Origin of the sequence: Saccharopolyspora montiporae, from assembly GCF_015209505.1 — a bacterium.
Lineage (GTDB): Bacteria > Actinomycetota > Actinomycetes > Mycobacteriales > Pseudonocardiaceae > Saccharopolyspora > Saccharopolyspora montiporae.
In genome coordinates this window covers 1-19,871 of sequence record NZ_JADEYC010000026.1, presented here as the reverse complement: position 1 = coordinate 19,871, position 19,871 = coordinate 1, and the positions used below count along the sequence as shown (strand labels likewise).

Here is a 19,871-nt window from a genome sequence, read left to right as displayed (position 1 = left end):
AACCCCTCGCGGGCGCGGGCGTGGGGAAGCCGGTAGCGCCGGTGACCGGAAAGTTCCCATGCTGCAAACCCCGCCGGACGCGAAACGGGCCGCCGGTCCCCAGACCGGCGGCCCGCTCAACGCGCGCCTTCAGGCGGCGGTGCTGATCACGCGAACGCGTTGTGCACGACCTCGGCCTGCTCGACCTCGTGCACCTTGGCCAACCCCGTCGCCGGTGCGGCCATCGGACGGCGCGACACCCGCTGCAGCTTGCCCTGCAGCTCGGGGAAGCTCTCCGGCAGCGCCAAACCGAGGAACGGCCACGCACCCTGGTTGCCCGGTTCTTCCTGCGCCCAGCGGACCGTCTGCGCGTTCGAGTAACGCTCGAAGATCGCGCCGAGCTTGCGGTGCGGCAGCGGGTACAGCTGCTCCAACCGCACGATCGCCGTGTCGGTGATGCCCTGCTTGTCGCGGTGCGCGGCCAGCTCCCAGTACAGCTTTCCGCTGCACAGCACCACGTTGCGCACCCCGCTCGGGTCCGGCTGGTTCGGGTCGTCGATCACCGAGGCGAACTTGGCCTCGGTGAAGTCCTCCACCGAGCTGACCGCGACCTTCGAGCGCAGCATCGACTTCGGCGTGAACACCACCAGCGGGCGGTGGATCCCGTCGAGATTGTGCCTGCGCAGCAGGTGGAAGTAGTTCGCGGGCGTGGACGGCATGGACACCGTCATCGATCCCTCGGCGCACAGCTGCAGCCAGCGCTCGATCCGCCCGGACGAGTGGTCCGGGCCCTGGCCCTCGTGGCCGTGCGGCAGCAGCAGCACCACATCGGAACGCTGTCCCCACTTGGCCTCACCGGACGAGATGAACTCGTCGATGATGGGCTGCGCGCCGTTGAAGAAGTCGCCGAACTGCGCCTCCCACAGCACCAGCGCATCCGGGTTGGCCACCGAGTAGCCGTACTCGAAGCCCATCGCCGCGAACTCGGACAGCGCCGAGTCGTACACCAGCAGCTTCGCCTGCTCCTCGGACAGGTTCTGCAGCGGCGTGTACTCGACGTCGTTCTTCCGGTCGATGAGCACCGAGTGGCGCTGGGTGAACGTGCCCCGGCGGCTGTCCTGGCCGGTCAGCCGCACCGGACGGCCCTCCATCACCAGCGACCCGAACGCCAGCAGCTCGGCGAAGGCCCAGTCGATACCGCCCTCGCGGCCCATCTTGGCGCGCCGCTCCAGCACCGGCTTGACCCGCGGGTGCGGGGTGAAGCCCTCCGGCAGGTTCACGTGCGAATCAGCGATGTGCTCCAGGGCTTGCTGGCTGATCGCCGTGGACAGGCCGGTCGGCACCTGCTGCTCGGCCTCCACCGACGGGCTCGGCTCCGGCGGGTGCTTCTCCAGCTCGCGCACCTCGTTGAACACGTGCTCCAGCTGGGCGGCGTAGTCCTGCAGCGCCTTCTCCGCCTCGTCGACGGTGATGTCCCCGCGGCCGATCAGCGACTCGGTGTAGACCTTGCGCACGCTGCGCATCTTGTCGATCGCGGTGTACATGCTCGGCTGGGTCATCGACGGGTCGTCGCCCTCGTTGTGCCCGCGGCGGCGGTAGCACACCATGTCGATCACGACGTCCTTGCCGAACGTCCTGCGGTACTCCACCGCCAGCTTGGCGACCCACACCACCGCTTCGGGGTCGTCGCCGTTGACGTGGAACACCGGCGCACCGATCATCTTCGCCACATCGGTGCAGTACTTGCTGGAGCGGGAGTGCTCCGGCGCAGTGGTGTAGCCGACCTGGTTGTTGACGATCACGTGCACCGTGCCGCCCGTGCGGTAGCCGCGCAGCAGCGACAGGTTCAGCGTTTCGGCGACCACGCCCTGCCCGGCGAACGCGGCGTCGCCGTGCAGCAGCACCGGCAGGACGGTGAAGCCCTCCTGGCCCTTGTCCAGGATGTCCTGCTTGGCCCGGACGATGCCCTCCAGCACCGGGTCGACCGCTTCCAGGTGCGAGGGGTTCGAGGTCAGCGAGACCTTCGTCTCCCCGTCGCCGAACATCCGGAAGTACTTGCCCTCGGCGCCCAGGTGGTACTTCACGTCACCGGAGCCGTGCGCCTGGCCCGGGTCGAGGTTGCCCTCGAACTCCCGGAAGATCTGCGAGATCGGCTTGCCGACGATGTTGGCCAGCACGTTGAGCCTGCCGCGGTGCGGCATGCCGATGACGACCTCGTCCAGCTCCTGGGCCGACGCCGTGTCCAGCACCGCGTCCAGCAGGGGCACCACGGTCTCGGCGCCTTCCAGCGAGAAGCGCTTCTGCCCGACGTACTTGGTCTGCAGGAACGTCTCGAACGCCTCGGCGGCGTTGAGCTTGGACAGGATGTACTTCTGCTCGGTCGAGTCCGGATCCGTGTGCGGCTTCTCGACCCGCTGCTGCAACCACTCCCGCTCGTCGGGTTCGAGGATGTGCATGTACTCGACGCCGATCGTGCGGCAGTACGAGTCGCGCAGCACCCCCAGCACGTCCCGCAGCTTCATGTGCTCGTTGCCGGCGAATCCGCCGACCGCGAACTCCCGGTCGAGGTCCCACAGCGTGAGGCTGTGCGAGAGGACGTCGAGGTCCTCGTGCCTGCGCTGCCGGTAGTTCAGCGGGTCGATGTCGGCCATCAGGTGGCCGCGGGTCCGGTAGGCGTCGATGAGTTCGAGCACCCGCGCGGTCTTGTCGACCGCACCCTCCGGGATGTCCTGCGTCCAGCGCACCGGCTCGTAGGGGATGCGCAGCGAGGCGAAGACGTCGTCGAAGAAGCCGTCCTCACCGATGAGCAGCTCGTGCATCTTGCGCAGGAAGTCGCCGGACTCGGCGCCCTGGATGACGCGGTGGTCGTAGGTCGACGTCAGCGTCACGATCTTGCCGATGCCCATGTCGACCAGCGTCTTCTCGCTGGCGCCCTGGAACTCGGCCGGGTAGTCCATCGAACCGACGCCGATGATCGCGCTCTGCCCGGCGGTCAGCCGCGGCACCGAGTGGTTGGTGCCTGCCGGGCCCGGGTTCGTCAGCGACACGGTGGTGCCCGCGAAGTCGTCCGCGGTGAGCGCGTTGTTGCGCGCCTTGCGGATGATCTCCTCGTACGCCTGCCAGAACTGGTGGAAGGTCATCTCCTCGCAGCCCTTGATGGAGGCGACCACGAGGTTGCGCGAACCGTCCTTGCCCGGCATATCGATGGCCAGGCCCAGGTTGATGTGCTCCGGCGTGACCACCGCGGGCTTGCCCTTGGCGTCCTGGCCGTAGTGCCGGTTCATGTTCGGGTACTCGCGCATCGCGCGAACCATCGCGTAGCCGATCAAGTGCGTGAAGGAGATCTTCCCGCCCTTGTTCCGCTTGAGGTGGTTGTTGATGACGATGCGGTTGTCGAACAGCAGCTTCGCCGGCACCGCACGCACGCTCGTGGCGGTCGGCACGGTCAGCGACTGCTCCATGTTCTTGGCGATCGCCGAGGCCGGACCGCGCAGCGTCTTGACCTCTTCGCCGTTTTTGGCCTCTTGGACCGGAGCCGCCTTCGCGGCCTGCTGCGGCGAGGGCTTGGCGGTCTGCTGCTGCCCGGACGATTGGCCCGCGGGCGCCGGCGCCTTCTGCGGCGCCGCCGGCTTCTGCGGCGCCGAGGTGCCGGCCTCCGACGTGCCGGACGTCGAAGCCGGGGTGGACGGTGCCTGGCCGTTCGCGGCCGCCCGGGTCGCCGTCGTGCTCGTGGCCGCCGCCGAACCGGCCGCGGCGTTGTTGTCGTTGGCTGCCTGGCCCGGCTTGTAGTCGGCGAAGAAATCGTGCCACGCCGAGTCTACGGAGGCGGGATCTTGGAGGAACTGCTCGTACATCTCCTCGATCAACCACTCGTTGGGGCCGAACTGTGACGCAGGGCTGCTGGACACGGCTGGCGTTCGCCTCGATCCATATGCTCGTGATTTACAGACACACTCAGGTACCAGGCTAACGGTCCGATTCGGGCGGTTGGCAGACAGTGCGGGTACTCCCGCCGACGAGTTCTGTCACAAAATCGATCAGGTAACCGCTGTACAGCGGCTGTGCACCCCTTTCGGCGCACGCATCGATCAGTGCAGAGCTGTATTCTCGCTCACCTCTCGGGTCGCGCCGGTACCTTCTCCATCCGCGTTGTCGGCGAGCACCGCCGGTGCGTTTCGGAACCGCATCCGGCTTTCCGAATCGCGGACGCATTATCCCGTTTGACGGGAAGTCGTCCGTCGGCCGGACCGCCCCGCGATTCCCTTCCGCCACTCGCGATTCCACGCGGCACTGCGGCCGCTCCCGGACTCCGGACTCCGGTGGGTCCGCACGGAACGCCCGGTGGCTCCGCCACCGCCGACTCCGCTCGCGGGGTACCCGCCGCCGGGGTGACAGGAAAGTTCCCTTGCTCGCAGCGGTCAGCCCGGGCGGGACGGGTCGGCGGCGTGCAGGCCGGTCGGGGTTTCGGCCGCCCGCCACATCTGCGCGTAGCCGCCGCCCCGGTCCAGCAGGTCCTCGTGCGTGCCCTCCTCGGCCACCCGTCCGTCATCGACCACCACGATCCGGTCCGCCCGGGCCGCGGTCGCCAACCGGTGCGCCACGACGAACGTCGTCCTGCGTTGCGACACCCTGTCACTGGCCGCGACCACCAGCGCCTCCGTCGCCGGATCCAGCGCCGCGGTCGCCTCGTCCAGCAGCAGGATGTCCGGGTCCACCAGCTCGGCCCTGGCCAGCGCGACGAGTTGGCGCTGGCCCGCCGACAGCCCCTGCCCGCGCTCGCCGACCTGCTGGCGGAACCCGTCCGGCAGCGCCGCGATCCCGGCCAGCGCACCCACCGAACGCGCAGCCCGCTCGATCTGCACCGGCTCACTGCCCGGACGCCCGTACCCGATGTTGTCGGCGACGTCACCGGCGAACAGGTGCCCCTCCTGCGGGACGACGGCGAGCCGCCGGTGGAAGCCCGCCGGGTCGTAGCGCCGCACGTCCACCCCGTCGACCAGGACCCTGCCGTCCGTGGCGTCGTAGAACCGGGCCACGAGCTTGATCAGCGTCGACTTTCCCGCCCCGGTGGCCCCCACGAGCGCCACCGTCTCCCCGGGCCGGGCGGTCAGCGACACCCGGTCCACCGCCCGCGCGCCACCACCTGGGTACTCGAACACGACCTCCGCCAGCTCCACCCGGCCGTCCAGCCGCGGCGGCACCGCGACCGGCTCGGCCGGCGCAGGCACCGACGTAGGCGTGCGCAGCAGATCACCGATCCGTCGCAAACCGACCCGCGCCTGTTGGTAGGCGTCGAACACCCCGGACAGCTGCTGGACCGGCGAGAAGAACAGGCCCAGGTACAGCAGGAACGCCACCAGCACCCCCGCGCTCAACCCGCCGGAGGCCACCCGCGCGGCCCCCACACCCAGCACGATCGCCTGCGCGATCTCGGACAGCAGCGCCACGAACGGGAAGTAGGTGGCGATGTAGCGCTGAGCTCGCAGCCGCGAGCGGCGATACGCGTCGCTGCGCTGCGCGAACGCCTTGGCCGCGTGCCGCTCCCTGCGGTGGACCTGCGCCACCCGCATCCCGGCCACGTTCTCCTGCAGATCGGCGTTGACCGTGCTGACCCGTTCCCGCGCCTCCGCGTACGCGGTCGAGGACACCCGGCGGAAGATCAACGTGGCCACGACCAGCACCGGCAGCACCGCCATCGCCACCAGAGCCAGCGACAGGTCCGTGACCAGCAGCGCCACCGCGATCCCCGCGATCGTCAGGATGCTGACCACGAACGTCGCCAACCCGGTCTGCAGGAACGTCGACAGCGCGTCGACATCGGTGGTCATCCGGGTCATGATCCGCCCGGCCAGCTCCCGTTCGTAGTAGTCCAGCCCGAGCCGCTGCAGGTGCGCGAAGCTGCGCACCCGCAGCAGGTACAGCAGGTTCTCCCCGGTGCGCGCGGCCACCACCGTCTGCAGCCTGGTCAGCAGCCACCCCGCCAGCACCAGCAGCCCGCCTGCTGCGGTCGCCGTCCACAGCACGGACGCGTCCTGCGCGCTGACCCCGCCGTCCACGCCGAACCGCACCAACGACGGCAGCGCGACCGCGGTCAGCGCGTCCCCGGCCACCAGGGCCACCGTCAGCAGCAGGCCCCACCGGAACGGGCGCAGCAGCCGTCGCAGGCGGAACCCCGGATCGGGCGCGGTCGGGTCCGTGCCGCGCGGATTCGGGACGTCCCGCACCGCGGGAAGTCGGCTGATGCCCGCCGCCAGCTCCGGCGTGGGCGGGGCGGCAGCCACCCCCGCCGTCCCGGCGTCGCCGCCCGACCCCGCCTGGTCCGCGGAACCGTCCCTGCCCCGATCGGGCTCCGGCCACAACTCGGGGGTGATCCCGTCCGCGCGCGGCGGGGGAGCGGAATCGCGGCAGCGCTGATCGATCGTCTCCCCGGGCCCGGCCAGCAGTTCGCGGAACAGCGGACACCGCTGCTCCAACTCGCACCGGGTCCCGACATCGACCACCTGCCCCCCGTCGAGCACCGCGATCCGGTCCGCCAGCGCCAGCGTCGATCTCCGATGCGCGATCAGCAGTGTCGTGCGCTGGGCCGTCACCGAATCCAACGTCTCGTGGATGGCTGCTTCCGTCGTCGGGTCCACCGCCGAGGTGGCGTCGTCGAGCACCAGCACCCGCGGATCGGACAGCAGCGCGCGGGCCAGGGCGATCCGCTGCCGCTGGCCACCGGACAAGGTCAGCCCGCGCTCACCGACCAGGGTGTCGTAGCCGGCGGACAACTCGGTGATGAACGCGTGCGCCTCGGCCGCCCGCGCCGCGGCGACCACCTCGGCCTCCGATGCGTCCGGGCGGCCGAAGGCGATGTTGCCGCGCACCGTGTCGGAGAACAGGAACGCTTCTTCGAACACCACGCCCACCGCGCTGCGCAGCGACGACAATCGGAGATCGCGCACATCGGAGCCTGCCGCGCCCGGAGGTCCGAGGCGCACCGCGCCGCCGTGCACGTCGTAGAAGCGCGCCAGCAGCAGGGACAGCGTCGACTTGCCGGACCCGGCCGGTCCCACCACCGCCACCGTTTCCCCGGGGTCGATGCGCAGCGACGCGGCGCGCAGCACCGGCTGATCGCGCGTGTAGCCGAACCCGACGCGGTCGAAATCGACGTGCAGCGGGCCGTCCGGCAGCTCGACCGCGTCCGGCTTCTCCCGGACGTCCGGTTGCGAATCGATGAGCTCGTGGATGCGCTCCACCCCGGCCCGGGCCAACTGCGCCTGGATCAGCACGCTGGACAGCATCCGCGCCGGCCCGGCCAGCATCGCCACATAACCGGCGAACGCCGCGAACGTGCCCAACGTGACCTGGCCCTGCAGCGCCATCCAGCCGCCCAGGCCGAGCACGCCCACCTGGCCTGCCGACGGCAGCGCGGCCAGGCTGGCGGTCGGCGTGGCCGTCAGCCGCGCCGACCGCAGCCGTTCGCCGAACAGCCTGCGCGCCCCGGCCTCCAGCCGCGAGACCTCCTCGGCTTCCTGCCCGAAACCCTTGACGACCCGGACGCCGCTGACCGTTTCCTCGACGTGCTCGGCGATGTCGGCCGCGCGCTGCTGCGCCGACCAGGTCGCCGGGAACAAGCGCTTCTTGCTGCGCACGGACACGATCGCGATCAGCGGGACGACCACCAGCGAGACGACCGTCAACAGCGGCGACAACCACAGCATCGCCCCGAACGCGAACACCGCCAGCACCACGGTCCCGGCGGCCAACGGCATCATGGACAGCAGGGCGTTGATCAGCTGCAGATCGCTGATCGAGCGGGACACGACCTGCCCGGTGCGCATGGTGTCCTGCTTGGCGCCGTCCAGCCGCTGCATCGCCGCGAACACCGACCGCCGCAGGTCGTGCTGCACGTCGAGCGCCAACCGCCCCGCGCTGTAGCGGCGCACGAACGCCGCGCCGAACCGGAACACCCCCAGGCCGAGCAGGCCCGGGACCACCCACCACAGCGCGGCGGTGCTGCCCGCCACCGCGTCGTCCACCGCCCGCTTCGTCAGCAGCGGGATCAACGCCTCCAAGCCGACCGCCGCACCGGAGGCGCCCAAGGCCAGCGCCAGCGAAGCGGGATGGCGGCGGCAGGCCGCGAGAAGGCGACGGATCCAGCCGCCGGATTCCGGACGGGCAGTGCTGGACTCGCTCACCCCGCCAGACTAAGCCGAGCACCCGACACCGCAGCCCCGGCCGCGGACCACCGCACCCGGCGCCGGGGGTGACAGCATGGGAACTTTCCTGTCACCCCCGGCAGCGGATCGCCACCGGACCGCCACCGGCGGCGGCCGGCTCAGGTGACGTCGCGGGTGCGGCTGACCAGCCATCCGCCGAGGATGAACACGACCACGTAGCCGATGAAGGTCGTGACGCTGGCCCACCACGGGTGCTCGAAGCTGCCGCCGAAGAACAGGTGCAGCACCTCGAACACCTCGCGTGGCGCGGCCACCTGGCTCGGACCGGCAACCGCCTCGATGAACACCGGCACCGCCACGTTGCCGACGATCCCGTTGCCCGCCGCGACCGGCAGGAACGGTTGCACCGTGTTGGCCGAGCCCACCAGCAGTGTCGACACCATCGTCTCGAACACGAACTTGTAGGCCAGCAGCGAGATGATCGCCAGCAGCGAATTCGCCACCAGCGCGCCGAAACCGACGCCCAGCAGCGTCCACAGCACCATCGCGAGGAGTCCGGCACCACCCACGGCCAGCCAGTCGCCGGGGTTGCCGAACCCGTCCACGCCGGCACCGACGAGCCCGCCGAGACTCGCACAGATCACGTTCACCAGCCCGTACAGCACGCCCATCCCGGTGTAGGCGACGAGCTTGGCCGCCAGCACCGCCCCGCGCGGGTTCCCGGTGAGATACGTCGTGGAGATGCTCTTGTTGCGGTGTTCGCCCGCCACCGCGAGCGCGCCGAACAGCGCCGCGAAGATCGTGCTGAAGTTGGTGGACATGGACACCGTGAGCAGGGCCACCGGCAGCGGCTGGGTCATCGCGTCCTGCAGGTTGCCGACGCTGCCCGCCGCCGTGCCCAGCCACCCCGCGCCGAAGCTCAGCACGGCCACCGGGATCAGCAGCGCCCACCACAGGTTGATCGTGAAGATCTTCCGGAACTCGGCCTTGACCAGGTTCTGCATCAGTCATTCCCTCCGGATCCGGTCTCGGCGCCGCGCACCGCGGTCTCCTGCGGTCCGCCGTCCGGCCTGCTCGCGTACTGCCCGTTGGTGAGCTGGAAGAACAACTGCTCCAGATCCACCTTCTCGTCCTGCATCTCGTACAGCGCCACACCCGCCTCCAGGGCGAGGTCGGCCACGGTGCGCGAGTCCGAACCTGTGATACCGAGCCTGCCGTCGGCGAGGTGCTCCACCTGCAGGCCCGCTCCCTGCAGCTTCGTCACCAGCGCGGACGGATCCGCCGCCTGCACCAGCACACGCGAGCGCTGCTGGGCGCGCAGATCGTCGAGGTGCCCGTTGTACACGCACTCCCCGCGGCTGATGATCACCGCCTGGTCGACCGTGTGCTCCATCTCGCGCAGCAGGTGGCTGGACACCAGCACGGTCCGGCCGCTGGCCGCGAACGTGCGCAGGAAGTTGCGCAACCAGGCGATACCTTCCGGGTCGAGGCCGTTGGCCGGCTCGTCCAGCACCAGCACCTGCGGATCACCCAGCAGCGCGGTGGCCAGGGCTAAGCGCTGGTGCATGCCCAGCGAGAAGGTGCCCGCCTTGCGGTCGGCCGCACTGGTCAGGCCGACGAGGTCCAAAACCCGGTCGGCCTGCTCGTCGGGCACGCCCATCGCCGTCGCGTAGCAGCGCAGGTGGTTGCGGGCCGTGCGCGAGGGATGGAAGCTCTGCGCCTCCAGCACGGCACCGACCACCGAGGCGGGGTTGGGCAGCTGCCCGAACGGCACCCCGTTGATCGCAGCCGTGCCCGAGGAAGGCGTCACCAGCCCGAGGATCATCCGCAGCGTGGTGGTCTTGCCCGCCCCGTTCGGCCCGAGGAAGCCCGTCACCGATCCCGGATGCACCGTGAACCCGAGGTTCTGCACCGCGTGCACCGGCCCGAAGTTCTTGCTGAGGTCCTGCACCGTGATCCGGCCGCTGCCGTCTTGCACGTGCTCCTCCAAGTCACCGTCATTCAATCCCGGCGCCATCCTGCCCGACGATGTCGAACCGGGTCGTCGGGATCCGGGGATCCGGTGGCGGTGACTGTGGTGCGCTGGGCCGCGGTGCAGGTCAGCCGCGGCGGCGCTTCCGGCTCACCCGCGCGGCCACCGCGGCCCAATCGACCCCGCGGGCGCGTTCGGAACCGGACCGGGCAGGCGGACCGGTCTCCGGCGGAATCCACGGATCGGGCGCGTCGTCGGAATCGTCCGATGCCGGCGATCCGGTGGCAGCCGCTGCGCCGGGATCGGGGTGCGGGCCGATCAGCTGCGCGTGCGCCGCGCGCCACACCGCGCAGGGCCACGACGTGCGGCGCAGCAGCCCCCGGCAGTGCGCGCAGCGGCCGTCGTCGCCCGGTGCGTGCTGGTCGAGCAGGTCGAGCCAACCGGACACGAGGCGATCCAGCTCCCCGCGCGCGACAGGCAGCAGCACCTCGTCGGCGCCGGTGGCGGTCGCGCTGTCCAGCCTGTCCAGTTGTCGCAGCACCGCTCGGCGCAGTTCCGGCCCGCTCACGTGTCCCCCAGGTGTCGTCATCGCTGCCGTCGTTGTCGTGGCAACTCCAGCGGGTGACATCGGCATCTGCCCGGCCCACCTGCAGCGTCGCTGCTCAGCGTCACGCGAACGAGTGGTTATCGATTCGGTGTGCGACCGAGTGCGGAACGCAGTCGCGAACCGTCGGCAAACGACCTGCGGTGACCTACACTGAACTCGGCGGCCTGCTCCCGGTGACCCCCAGGCCGGTCGAGCGGGCCGCCCCCGCAAATCGGGACGTGGAACTCAGGTCAGCACGCCCGCCAGCGAGGCACCGGTGAGCCCGTGGGCCTGCGCCACCGGCTCGTTGACCAGTTGCCCCGCGTGCGTGTTCACCCCCGCCGCCAGCGCCGCGTCCTCCCGCGCCGCGGCCCGCCAGCCGAGGTCGGCGATGCGCAGCACATACGGCAGGGTCACGTTGGTCAACGCGTACGTCGACGTATTCGGCACGGCGCCCGGCATGTTCGCCACGCAGTAGAACACCGACCGGTGCACCCGGTAGGTCGGATTGTCGTGCGTGGTCGGATGCGAATCCTCGAAACACCCGCCCTGGTCGATCGCCACGTCCACCAGCACGCTGCCCGGTTTCATCTCCGCCACCAGCCGGTTGGACACCAGTTTCGGGGCCTTGGCTCCCGGGATCAGCACCGCGCCGATCACCAGGTCGGCCGCCAGCACCGACTGCTCCACCGCGTACTGGTTGGACGTCACCGTGCGGATCAGTCCCGCGAAAGTCCGGTCGATCTCGCGGAGCTTGTCCACATTGGTGTCCAGCAGCTGCACATCGGCCCCCATGCCGGAAGCGACCCGCGCGGCGTTGACCCCGGACACTCCGCCACCGATCACCACCACCCGGGCCGGGGGAACGCCCGGAACACCACCCGGCAGCACCCCGCGACCGCCACTCGGGCGCAGCAGCGAGTGCACGCCCACCTGCGGAGCCAGTCTGCCCGCGACCTCGCTCATCGGGGCCAGCAGCGGCAGATTCCCGTTCGGCAGCTGCACGGTCTCGTAGGCGACCCCGGTCACCCCGCACTCCAGCAGTGCGCCGGTGAGCTCCGCCGAGGCCGCCAGGTGCAGGTAGGTGAACAGCACCTGGTCGGCGTGCAGCTGCGGGTACTCCTCTGCGACCGGTTCCTTGACCTTCAGCACGAGGTCGCCCGCAGCCCAGACATCCGCCGCATCGGGCAGGACCTGCGCGCCCGCCGCGGCGAAGTCGGCATCCGAAATGGACGATCCTTCTCCGGCGCCGGTCTCCACGTAGACCGCGTGCCCGCGAGTCGTCAGCTCGTGCACCCCGGCGGGAGTGATGGCCACCCGGTACTCGTTGTTCTTGATCTCGCGCGGCACAGCGATCTGCACGGCGGTTTCCCTCCTTCGGTATCGCCACCACGATCCGGCGCCGGACTCCGGCCACATCGTGCTCGCATGACCGGATTGTCCTGGCCATCCCGCGCCCGCAGCCCCAACGACGCACCGGCAACGACAGGAAAGTTCCCTTGCTCGCGCCCAGCCCCCCGTGTCGGTGACAGGAAAGTTCCCTTGCTGTCCCTCGTGACAGGAAAGTTCCCATGCTTCGCCGTGTGACCGGGAAGTTCCCTTGCTTGCGGTCTGGGTGGCCGGAGTGCGGGAGCGGGTGCGCGGGCCGCTCGCTCAGCGCATCCGAACCGGCTCGTCGGATGCGGCGCGGCCGGGCCGCATCCCGGCTGCGGATGTGATGAGTGCCGCAGCTGCACGGGTGAATCAGCGATCCGTCCCGGAAAGCTGTCTCGCGCTGCGCCGCTCGGTACCCGGGGCCCGAGCGGTTGGCCACCGCCTGCCGAAAAGCCCGGTAGCGGGCCTGCGACCAGCCGGAAGGGCGCAGCGACCGGGCATCCCCCCTGTTCGCACATGTCCGGAACCGGCGACGGTTCGCGGGTGCGCAGGCCGGTCCGGCGGCATTGACACCTCAGCTGGTCCGTCTATCGTTGCTGAGCACGTCGACAACCGCATACCGGCCGCAGACCCCCGGCGGGAGAGCGCTCGTGATCGCCCGGCGAATCACGGGACGCCGAAGGAGCAACACTCCCCGCGAAACTCTCAGGCCCCATGACCGTCTGGGCGAGGCAACTCTGGAAAGCGCACGTCACCGCCGACGTGCCACCCACGGTGCAAGTCGCGTCGCGGCGAAGCTCTCAGGTACCGAAACAGAGGGGGAGGCCCCGCAAACCGGGTACCGAACAGGTGCCCTCGACAGCCATGGAGCCTCCCTGATGTCCCTGCCGACGAACCTGCAGTACACCGAAGAGCACGAGTGGATCGACGACCTCGGTGAGAAGGTGCGCATCGGCATCACCGCGCACGCCGCCGAATCGCTCGGCGACATCGTCTACGTGCAGCTGCCCGAGGTCGGCGAGCAGATCGAATCCGGCAAGACCTGCGGTGAACTGGAATCCACCAAATCCGTCAGCGACCTGTTCGCGCCGGTGACCGGTGAGGTCGTGGCCGTCAACGAGGACGTCGACGACGATCCGGCGATCGTCAACTCCGAGCCGTTCGGCAAGGGCTGGCTGATCGAGGTGCGCGTCACCGAGACCGGCCCGGTGCTCACGGCTGAGCAGTACGCGCAGCTCATCGGCCAGTAACGAACCTCGGCGCAGCCCAGCGCGCCGTCCCGCCGTTCGCCACCCGCACACCCCGGTACGCGCCGGCCCCGCACCAGCGGGACCGCGTGCGCGCCGCCGCCTGCGCCGTGTGACAGCAAGGGAACGTTCCTGTCACACGGCGGAGCATGGGAACTTTCCTGTCATCGACCGGGCGCGGATGCGAGGAAGGGACCTTTGCTGTCACGAGTGACAGCATGGGAACTTTCCTGTCACCCGCCGTGGGCGAGTACCACGTACCCGAGGCCCGAGAATCCCAGCATCGCCGTGAGCAGCGACGTCGCCAGCACGAGGGCACCGCCGGGGAGGGGTGAACGACTGCGCAGGTTGCGGTCGCTGCGCAGGTACCGGCGCCACGACCGCCACACCACGGCCAGCGCCAGCGGCAGCGTCAGCACGAAGTGCACGATGGCGACTCCGGTGTGCTGGTGCGCGATCAGCCGGGTCAGCAGCACCGAGCCGACGGCGAACGCCAGCCCGGTGCGCAACCAGGCCAGTGCGGTGCGCTCGTTCTGCAGGCCCGGGTCCCACGGCCCGCCGGCCTGCCCGTCGTCAGACACCGGTGGTCAGCAGCAGGACGCAGGCGATGATGCCCAGCGCGGCGAGCCCGTAGCCGAGCACCGGCGCCATCCGCGGCGCGGGCAGCGCGGTATCGCGGCGTAGCGCGCGCTCGGTGACCACCCACCGGGTGAACGCACCCGCGCTGCACACCACCCCGGTCACCAGGAGCAGCGCGGCCAGCGCGGTACGCAGCGCGCTGGGCTGCTCGGCGACCGCGTTGAGCGCTTCGATGCCCACGCCGCCGGCCATCAGCGCCATCGCGGTGCGGATCCAGGCGAGGAAGGTGCGTTCGTTGGCCATCGTGAACCGCGGATCCGGTTCCGACCCCTCGCGGTAGAGGCGCTTCGGCCACCGCTGCTCGCCGGGATCGTCCACCATGGGTCCCACGGTAGCCCGCCCCGCACCGGCTCCCGCTCGCGACCTCGGCGGGAACCGGTGCGAACCGTCAGAAGTCGAAAACGCCCCCGGATTCGGACGCCGCGGCGCAACGGTTGGGGTAGTCCTGCTGGAAGTGGATCGGCTCGCCGTGCCAGGTCCCGGACGCGTGCACGGTGACCGGGTCGTACTGCAGGGTGCAGGCCCGCGGTTCCACCGGCAGTGCGGCGAAGTCGCCGTCCGCGGTGATCAGCGCGTCGCAGGCGGTGTCGGCCGCGGGGTGCGTGCCGCCGGACGGTTCGCAGTTGAGCGTGGTCACGCTCGCTTCCAGCAGGTTCTCGCCCTGGATGGTGAGTTGCACGGTGCTGGCGGGCACCGGGTCGGCCGCGGCGGGTGCGGCGCCGCCCGCCAGGGCAGCACCGCCCACGAGTGCTGCGGCGGCGAGCGCGGTGGCGGACAGCTGCGAGGGCAGGGGCATCTCGGGCATTCCTCCAGATTCGACGAAAGAGCGTTCACTTCTCTATCGCCGCGGCAGCCCGTTTCGCCGCAGATGCTCGTTCTATCCACTGAAAAGTGGTTCACCCGTACGGGTCGCCAGTACGGTATGTGATCAGCCCGGTGGTTGCTCCTCGTACAACACCGCCAACTCGGCCGCGTAGCGCTCGGCGACGATCCCGCGCCGGAGGGTGCTGGTCGGAGCGAGCTCCCCGGTCTCCGCGCTCCACCGCTCGCCGAGCAGCCGGTGCCGCCGCACCTGCTCGAACCTGCCCAAATGCGCATTGGCGCTGCGCACCGCGCGGTCCACTTCGGACCGGACCGCGGGATGCCGGGCCAGGCCGGCCAGATCAGCGCACCCGATACCGCGCTCCCGCGCCCAGTCGCGCGTGCGCTGCTCGTCCAGCACCAGCAGCGCCACCAGGTACGGCCGCCGGTCGCCGAAAACAGCGGCCGCCGCCACCAGCGGATGCTCGGTCAGCAGCGACTCCACCGCCCCCGGCGCGATGTTCTTTCCGCCCGGACCCGTGATCAGATCCCGTTTGCGGTCGGTGATGGTCAGGTAGCCATCGGCATCGATCATCCCGATGTCGCCGGTGCGCAACCAGCCGTCCGCATCGGCCGCGGGCACGATCGCGCCGTCCGGCTGCAGGTATCCCGCGCACACCAGCGGCCCCCGCACCAGCACCTCGCCGTCCGCCGCCGTGCGCACCTGCATCCCCGGCACCACCGGCCCCGCGGTACCCGGCCGGTGCGCACCCGGTCGGTTGCTGGTCACGCACCCCGTCGTCTCCGTCATGCCCCACAGCTCGAACAGCTGCACATCCAGCGCCGAGAACCAACTGCGCAACTCATCACCGGCGGCACCGCTGCCCGCCCAGCGCACGCGATCCAAACCGGCCCGCTCACGCAGCCGGCGGCGATCCGGTTCGGCGAGACGACGCGGATCCGCCCCCAACGCCCCGGTCAGCACTTCCCAAACCTGCGGTACAGCGAAGAACAGCTCCGGGCGCACACGTGCCAAACCCGTGGCCACCCCGTCCGAACCGGCGCAGAAGTGCACGTGTGCGACATCGTGCACCGCCGAATAGATGCTGACCACCCGCTCAGCGATGTGTGCCAGCGGTTGGCAGCTCAGCCGGGGAGCAGGCCCACCTGTCCCGGCGACCTGGTGCACGGCGGCCGCAGCGAAGCAGACGTTGCGGTGCGTCAGCACCACGCCCTTGTGCTCGCCGGACGTGTACAGGATCGCGGCGGGATCCCCCGGGGCGACCTCCCGTGCCCGTCGGGCCACCGCCTCCGGATCGCCGTCCAGCACCCGCCGCCCGGTCGCGCGCACCGCACCGAACGAGCGCACCCGCGGATCCTCCGCGCCCGCCGCGGCATCATCGTCCAGCAGCACCACCCGGTCGATCGTGTCCACCGCGCGCAGCGCCTGGGCCCACGTGCGCAGTTCCTCGGCGCCGCCGAGCAGCACCACCCGCGCGCGGCTGTGCCGGGCGATCCGGGCCACCTGGTCCTGGCTCAACGTCGCGTACACGGTGCACGGAACGGCTCCCAAGTGGGTCGCGGCAACGTCGGCCAACCAGTGCTCCGGACCGCTGCCGGCCATGATCAGCAGCGTCTGCCCGCGCCGCAGCCCGAGCTCGGCCAGCCCCGCGGCCACCCGGTGGGCGTCCTGCTCGGCCTGCGCCCACGTCCACCGGGACGGCCCGGCCGTCAGCGCAGGGGAATCGGGGAACTCGGCGGCATTGCGCGCGACCAAACGCGGCAGCGTCGCGTCCCCCTCGGGGACGTCGTCCGCGGAGGTCCGATCCGGTGGAGCGGTGGACGCCCTGCCCATGATCCGGCCTCCTCCCGACGGTGACCGACATCAGCTACCGGGCAATGAAACCGCACCCTGCTGGCGGGACGCCAGCACCGCACCGGGTTGGGCGCAGCAGCTCACACGTGGTCGCGGATCACATTGTTCACCGCGTGCTGAAAACCGTTGACCAGCACCTGAATCGTCAACGGGCGCAGCTGGTCGGTGACCTGGCGCATCCGCTCGCGCTCATCATCCGGACGGCCGCGCTCCACGTACGGCCGCAGCAGGTTGGCGGCGAACAGCTCGCGCAGCTCGGTGGCGATCTGCGCGGTGTGCTGCTCGACGATGTCCTTGGCGTGCACCAGCATCTCCGGTGGCAGCTCCAGATCCAGGATCCGCAGCCCCACATCCAGCATCGCCGGACTCGGCAGCCGGACCTGCTCCGAATCGGGCAGGTGCTGCAGGATTCCGAGCTGGACCAGCTGCTCCAGCAGCCGGTCGTCGAGACGTCTGCCCGCGCGGCGGTCCAGCTCGTGCCGGTCCAGGTCTTCGGCGTGCTCGTCGGTCCACGGCGCGATCAGCGCTCGCTGCAGGGCCAATTCCTCCGGAGCCGCCTCGTCCGGGATCCGCTCCAGATGCCGCTCGATCGCCGAGAGCGTGAACCCGAGGACCTGCAGCTCCCTGATGAGGTCCAGCCGAGCCAGGTGGTCCCCGCCGTACAGGCCGGTTCGCCCGCGCAGGCGCGGCGGGGGCAGCAGCCCCCGGGATGCGTAGAAGCGCACCGTGCGCACGGTCACGCCGGCCCGTGCGGCCAGTTCGTCGATGGTGAGCTCTTCGTCCGCGGATCGGAGCATGCGCGAACGATACTCCTTGACCGCTGTGACACCAACGGTGTAACACTGATCGCGTCGCGGTAGTTGTGTTGCGTGACACAGACTCGTGGAGGCGTCGTGGCAGAGAGCAAAGGGCCGCTGGCCGGTGTCCGGGTCGTGGAGCTGGCCGGGATCGGCCCGGCCCCGTTCTGCGGGATGCTGCTGGCCGATCTGGGGGCCGACGTGGTGCGGGTGGACCGGCCCGGTGCGTCCGGTGGTCAGCATGACCTGCTCAACCGCGGTAAGCGCTCCATCGCCGTGGACCTCAAGCATGAGCGGGGAGCGGAGGCCGTCCTCGGGCTCGTCGAGCAGGCCGATGTGCTCATCGAAGGTCTGCGCCCCGGAGTGACCGAACGTCTCGGCGTCGGCCCCGAGCAGTGCCACCAGGTCAACCCGGCGCTCGTGTACGGGCGGATGACCGGCTGGGGGCAGAGCGGACCGCTCTCCGCCACGGCCGGGCACGACATCGACTACATCTCGCTGACCGGCATGTTGCACCTCATCGGACGCAGCGGCGGGCCGCCGCAAGTACCCGCGAACCTGCTCGGCGACTTCGGTGGCGGCGCCCTGTACCTGGCCGTGGGGGTGCTCGCCGGGGTGCTGGAGGCCAAATCCACCGGGCGCGGGCAGGTCGTCGACGCCGCCATCGTGGACGGTGCCGCCCACCTGGGCACCATGCTGTTCAGCTTCTTCGCCTCCGGCGGATGGAGCACCGAGCGCGGGACGAACCTGCTGGACACCGGCGCCCCCTACTACGACGTCTACGAAACCGCGGACGGCGGCCACGTGTCGGTCGGCGCCCTGGAGCCGCAGTTCTACGCCGCGTTGCTCGACGGGCTCGGCCTGGCCGGGCAGGTTCCCGACCGCGATGACGCGGCGAACTGGCCGGAACTGCGCGAACGCTTCGCCACCACCTTCAAGCAGCGCACGCGGGATGAGTGGGCCGAGGTATTCGCCACCACCGATGCCTGCGTGGCACCGGTGCTGTCCATGGCCGAGGCAGCGCACCATCCGCATCTGGCCGAGCGCGCAACTCTCGTGGAACGCGGGGGAGCGCTGCAGCCGGCCGCAGCACCCCGATTCAGCCGCACCCCCAGTCCCGCCCCCGGTGCGGTGGCTGCGCCGGGTGAGCACAGCGCGGAGATCGCGCGGGAATGGCAGTTGCCGGAGCAGCTGCTCGACTCCGGCGCCGTCATCCGGACATGACCCGGCCGCCCGGCTGCAGGCGGTGCGGGGCGGACTACCGAAGGAAGGCGTGACCATGCGCAGGGAGCTGTTCGAACCCGAGCACGATGCGTTCCGCGACACCGTGCGGACGTTCGTCAACAAGGAGCTGGTCCCGCACGACGAGGAGTGGGAACGGGCCGGGCAGGTCAGCAGGGAGGCGTGGACGGCTGCCGGGGAACGCGGGCTGCTCGGTTTCGCCGTCGACGAGAAGTACGGCGGGGGCGGGGTCGACGACTTCCGGTTCAACGTCGTGTTCGACGAAGAGCTCGTCGCAGCGGGCATGTCCGGATTCGGTTCCCCGCTGCACAACGACATCGTGGTGCCGTACCTGATGAAGCTCGCTACCGAGGAGCAGAAGCAGCGCTGGCTCCCGGGGTTCTGCAGCGGAACGACGATCAGCGCCATTGCCATGACCGAACCCGGAGCGGGCAGCGACCTGCAGGGCATCCGCACCACGGCCGTGCGCGACGGCGACGAGTTCATCCTCAACGGGCAGAAGACCTTCATTAGCAACGGCATCCTGGCCGACCTGGTGATCGTGGTGGCGCGGACCGATCCGGACGCCGGGCACGAAGGAATCAGCCTGCTGGTCGTCGAGCGCGACATGCCGGGCTTCGACCGCGGCCGCAACCTGGACAAGATCGGGCAGAAGGCGCAGGACACCGCGGAACTGTTCTTCAACGACGTGCGGGTCCCGGCCGGCAACGTGCTCGGTGAGCTGGGGCAGGGCTTCGTCTACCTGATGCAGAACCTGCCTCAGGAGCGGTTGTCCATCGCGGTGGGTGCGCAGGCATCGGCGGAGAAGGTGTTGGAGGCGACCAAGGAGTACGTCACCTCCCGCACCGCCTTCGGCCGGCCGATCAGCAAGTTCCAGAACACCCGGTTCGAGTTCGCCGAAATGGCTACCGAGGTGCAGATCGGGCGGGTGTTCGTCGACCGCTGCGTGCAGGAGCACGTGCGTGGCGAGCTCGATGTCGAGGGTGCGGCCATGGCCAAGTGGTGGGTCACCGAGATGAGCAAGCGGGTCATCGACCGCTGCCTGCAGCTGCATGGCGGCTACGGGTACATGACCGAGTATCCGGTGGCGAAGGCCTTCCTGGACAACCGAGTGCAGACGATCTACGGCGGGACCACCGAGATCATGAAGGAGATCATCGGACGTTCCATGGGCCTGTGAGGCTGATTGCAGCATC

Annotated in this window: 14 protein-coding genes and 1 riboswitch; of the genes, 3 read left to right on the top strand and 11 right to left on the bottom strand. The window is 70.3% G+C overall.

What is annotated here, in order from left to right; genetic code table 11:
* Positions 1-146 precede the first annotated feature (146 nt).
* The 6 genes from IQ251_RS15280 to ald form a co-directional block, all read right to left on the bottom strand.
* Positions 147-3,833, bottom strand: a complete 3,687-nt coding sequence (locus tag IQ251_RS15280; protein ID WP_370591423.1) for a multifunctional oxoglutarate decarboxylase/oxoglutarate dehydrogenase thiamine pyrophosphate-binding subunit/dihydrolipoyllysine-residue succinyltransferase subunit — start codon at positions 3,831-3,833, stop codon at positions 147-149.
* 564 nt (positions 3,834-4,397) lie between these two features.
* The gene (locus tag IQ251_RS15275) at positions 4,398-8,159 is read right to left on the bottom strand and encodes an ABC transporter ATP-binding protein (protein ID WP_193929259.1); all 3,762 of its coding nucleotides are present in this window, start codon (positions 8,157-8,159) and stop codon (positions 4,398-4,400) included.
* Positions 8,160-8,299: 140 nt separating this feature from the next.
* Complete coding sequence (locus IQ251_RS15270) at positions 8,300-9,145, bottom strand: ABC transporter permease (protein ID WP_193929258.1); 846 nt, start codon at positions 9,143-9,145, stop codon at positions 8,300-8,302.
* A complete protein-coding gene (locus tag IQ251_RS15265; protein ID WP_193929293.1) occupies positions 9,145-10,119 on the bottom strand; it encodes an ABC transporter ATP-binding protein in 975 nt (324 codons plus the stop codon). The genes IQ251_RS15270 and IQ251_RS15265 overlap by 1 nt, the downstream gene beginning before the upstream one ends.
* A gap of 121 nt (positions 10,120-10,240) precedes the next feature.
* The gene (locus IQ251_RS15260; protein ID WP_193929257.1) at positions 10,241-10,681 is read right to left on the bottom strand and encodes a hypothetical protein; all 441 of its coding nucleotides are present in this window, start codon (positions 10,679-10,681) and stop codon (positions 10,241-10,243) included.
* A 264-nt stretch (positions 10,682-10,945) separates the two neighbouring features.
* The gene (ald, locus tag IQ251_RS15255) at positions 10,946-12,061 is read right to left on the bottom strand and encodes an alanine dehydrogenase (RefSeq protein ID WP_193929256.1); all 1,116 of its coding nucleotides are present in this window, start codon (positions 12,059-12,061) and stop codon (positions 10,946-10,948) included.
* A gap of 639 nt (positions 12,062-12,700) precedes the next feature.
* Positions 12,701-12,804, top strand: a riboswitch (glycine riboswitch).
* 147 nt (positions 12,805-12,951) lie between these two features.
* Between ald and gcvH the strand changes: the two genes are divergently transcribed.
* Positions 12,952-13,323: a glycine cleavage system protein GcvH gene (gene gcvH / locus IQ251_RS15250; protein WP_193929255.1), complete on the top strand. Its 372-nt coding sequence runs from the start codon at positions 12,952-12,954 to the stop codon at positions 13,321-13,323.
* Between the two features lie 230 nt (positions 13,324-13,553).
* Here the strand turns inward: gcvH and IQ251_RS15245 are convergent, their stop codons facing one another.
* The 5 genes from IQ251_RS15245 to IQ251_RS15225 form a co-directional block, all read right to left on the bottom strand.
* Positions 13,554-13,901, bottom strand: coding sequence for a YidH family protein (locus IQ251_RS15245; protein WP_193929254.1), 348 nt, complete (start codon positions 13,899-13,901; stop codon positions 13,554-13,556).
* A complete protein-coding gene (locus IQ251_RS15240; protein ID WP_193929253.1) occupies positions 13,894-14,280 on the bottom strand; it encodes a YidH family protein in 387 nt (128 codons plus the stop codon). Before IQ251_RS15240 ends, IQ251_RS15245 begins: the two co-directional genes overlap by 8 nt.
* A 67-nt stretch (positions 14,281-14,347) precedes the next feature.
* Positions 14,348-14,764, bottom strand: a complete 417-nt coding sequence (locus IQ251_RS15235) for an SSI family serine proteinase inhibitor (RefSeq protein ID WP_228047067.1) — start codon at positions 14,762-14,764, stop codon at positions 14,348-14,350.
* A 123-nt stretch (positions 14,765-14,887) separates the two neighbouring features.
* Complete coding sequence (locus IQ251_RS15230) at positions 14,888-16,615, bottom strand: AMP-dependent synthetase/ligase (protein ID WP_228047061.1); 1,728 nt, start codon at positions 16,613-16,615, stop codon at positions 14,888-14,890.
* A gap of 101 nt (positions 16,616-16,716) precedes the next feature.
* Entirely contained in the window at positions 16,717-17,433 is a 717-nt protein-coding gene (locus IQ251_RS15225) for a MerR family transcriptional regulator (protein WP_193929252.1), read from the bottom strand.
* A gap of 96 nt (positions 17,434-17,529) precedes the next feature.
* On the opposite strand from IQ251_RS15225, the gene IQ251_RS15220 reads away from it, so the two are divergent.
* Entirely contained in the window at positions 17,530-18,657 is a 1,128-nt protein-coding gene (locus IQ251_RS15220; protein WP_193929251.1) for a CaiB/BaiF CoA transferase family protein, read from the top strand.
* Positions 18,658-18,712: 55 nt separating this feature from the next.
* On the top strand, positions 18,713-19,855 hold the full coding sequence (locus IQ251_RS15215) for an acyl-CoA dehydrogenase family protein (RefSeq protein ID WP_193929291.1): 1,143 nt from the start codon (positions 18,713-18,715) through the stop codon (positions 19,853-19,855).
* The last annotated feature ends 16 nt before the right edge of the window (positions 19,856-19,871 follow it).

What these genes read in the sequence shown, in the direction of transcription:
- IQ251_RS15215 (WP_193929291.1), top strand. Translation starts at nt 18,713, where the DNA reads ATGCGCAGGGAGCTGTTCGAACCCGAGCACGATGCGTTCCGCGACACC.
- IQ251_RS15235 (WP_228047067.1), bottom strand. Translation starts at nt 14,764, where the DNA reads ATGCCCGAGATGCCCCTGCCCTCGCAGCTGTCCGCCACCGCGCTCGCC.
- IQ251_RS15240 (WP_193929253.1), bottom strand. Translation starts at nt 14,280, where the DNA reads ATGGTGGACGATCCCGGCGAGCAGCGGTGGCCGAAGCGCCTCTACCGC.
- IQ251_RS15280 (WP_370591423.1), bottom strand. Translation starts at nt 3,833, where the DNA reads ATGTACGAGCAGTTCCTCCAAGATCCCGCCTCCGTAGACTCGGCGTGG.
- IQ251_RS15225 (WP_193929252.1), bottom strand. Translation starts at nt 17,433, where the DNA reads ATGCTCCGATCCGCGGACGAAGAGCTCACCATCGACGAACTGGCCGCA.
- IQ251_RS15230 (WP_228047061.1), bottom strand. Translation starts at nt 16,615, where the DNA reads ATGGGCAGGGCGTCCACCGCTCCACCGGATCGGACCTCCGCGGACGAC.
- gcvH (WP_193929255.1), top strand. Translation starts at nt 12,952, where the DNA reads ATGTCCCTGCCGACGAACCTGCAGTACACCGAAGAGCACGAGTGGATC.
- IQ251_RS15270 (WP_193929258.1), bottom strand. Translation starts at nt 9,145, where the DNA reads ATGCAGAACCTGGTCAAGGCCGAGTTCCGGAAGATCTTCACGATCAAC.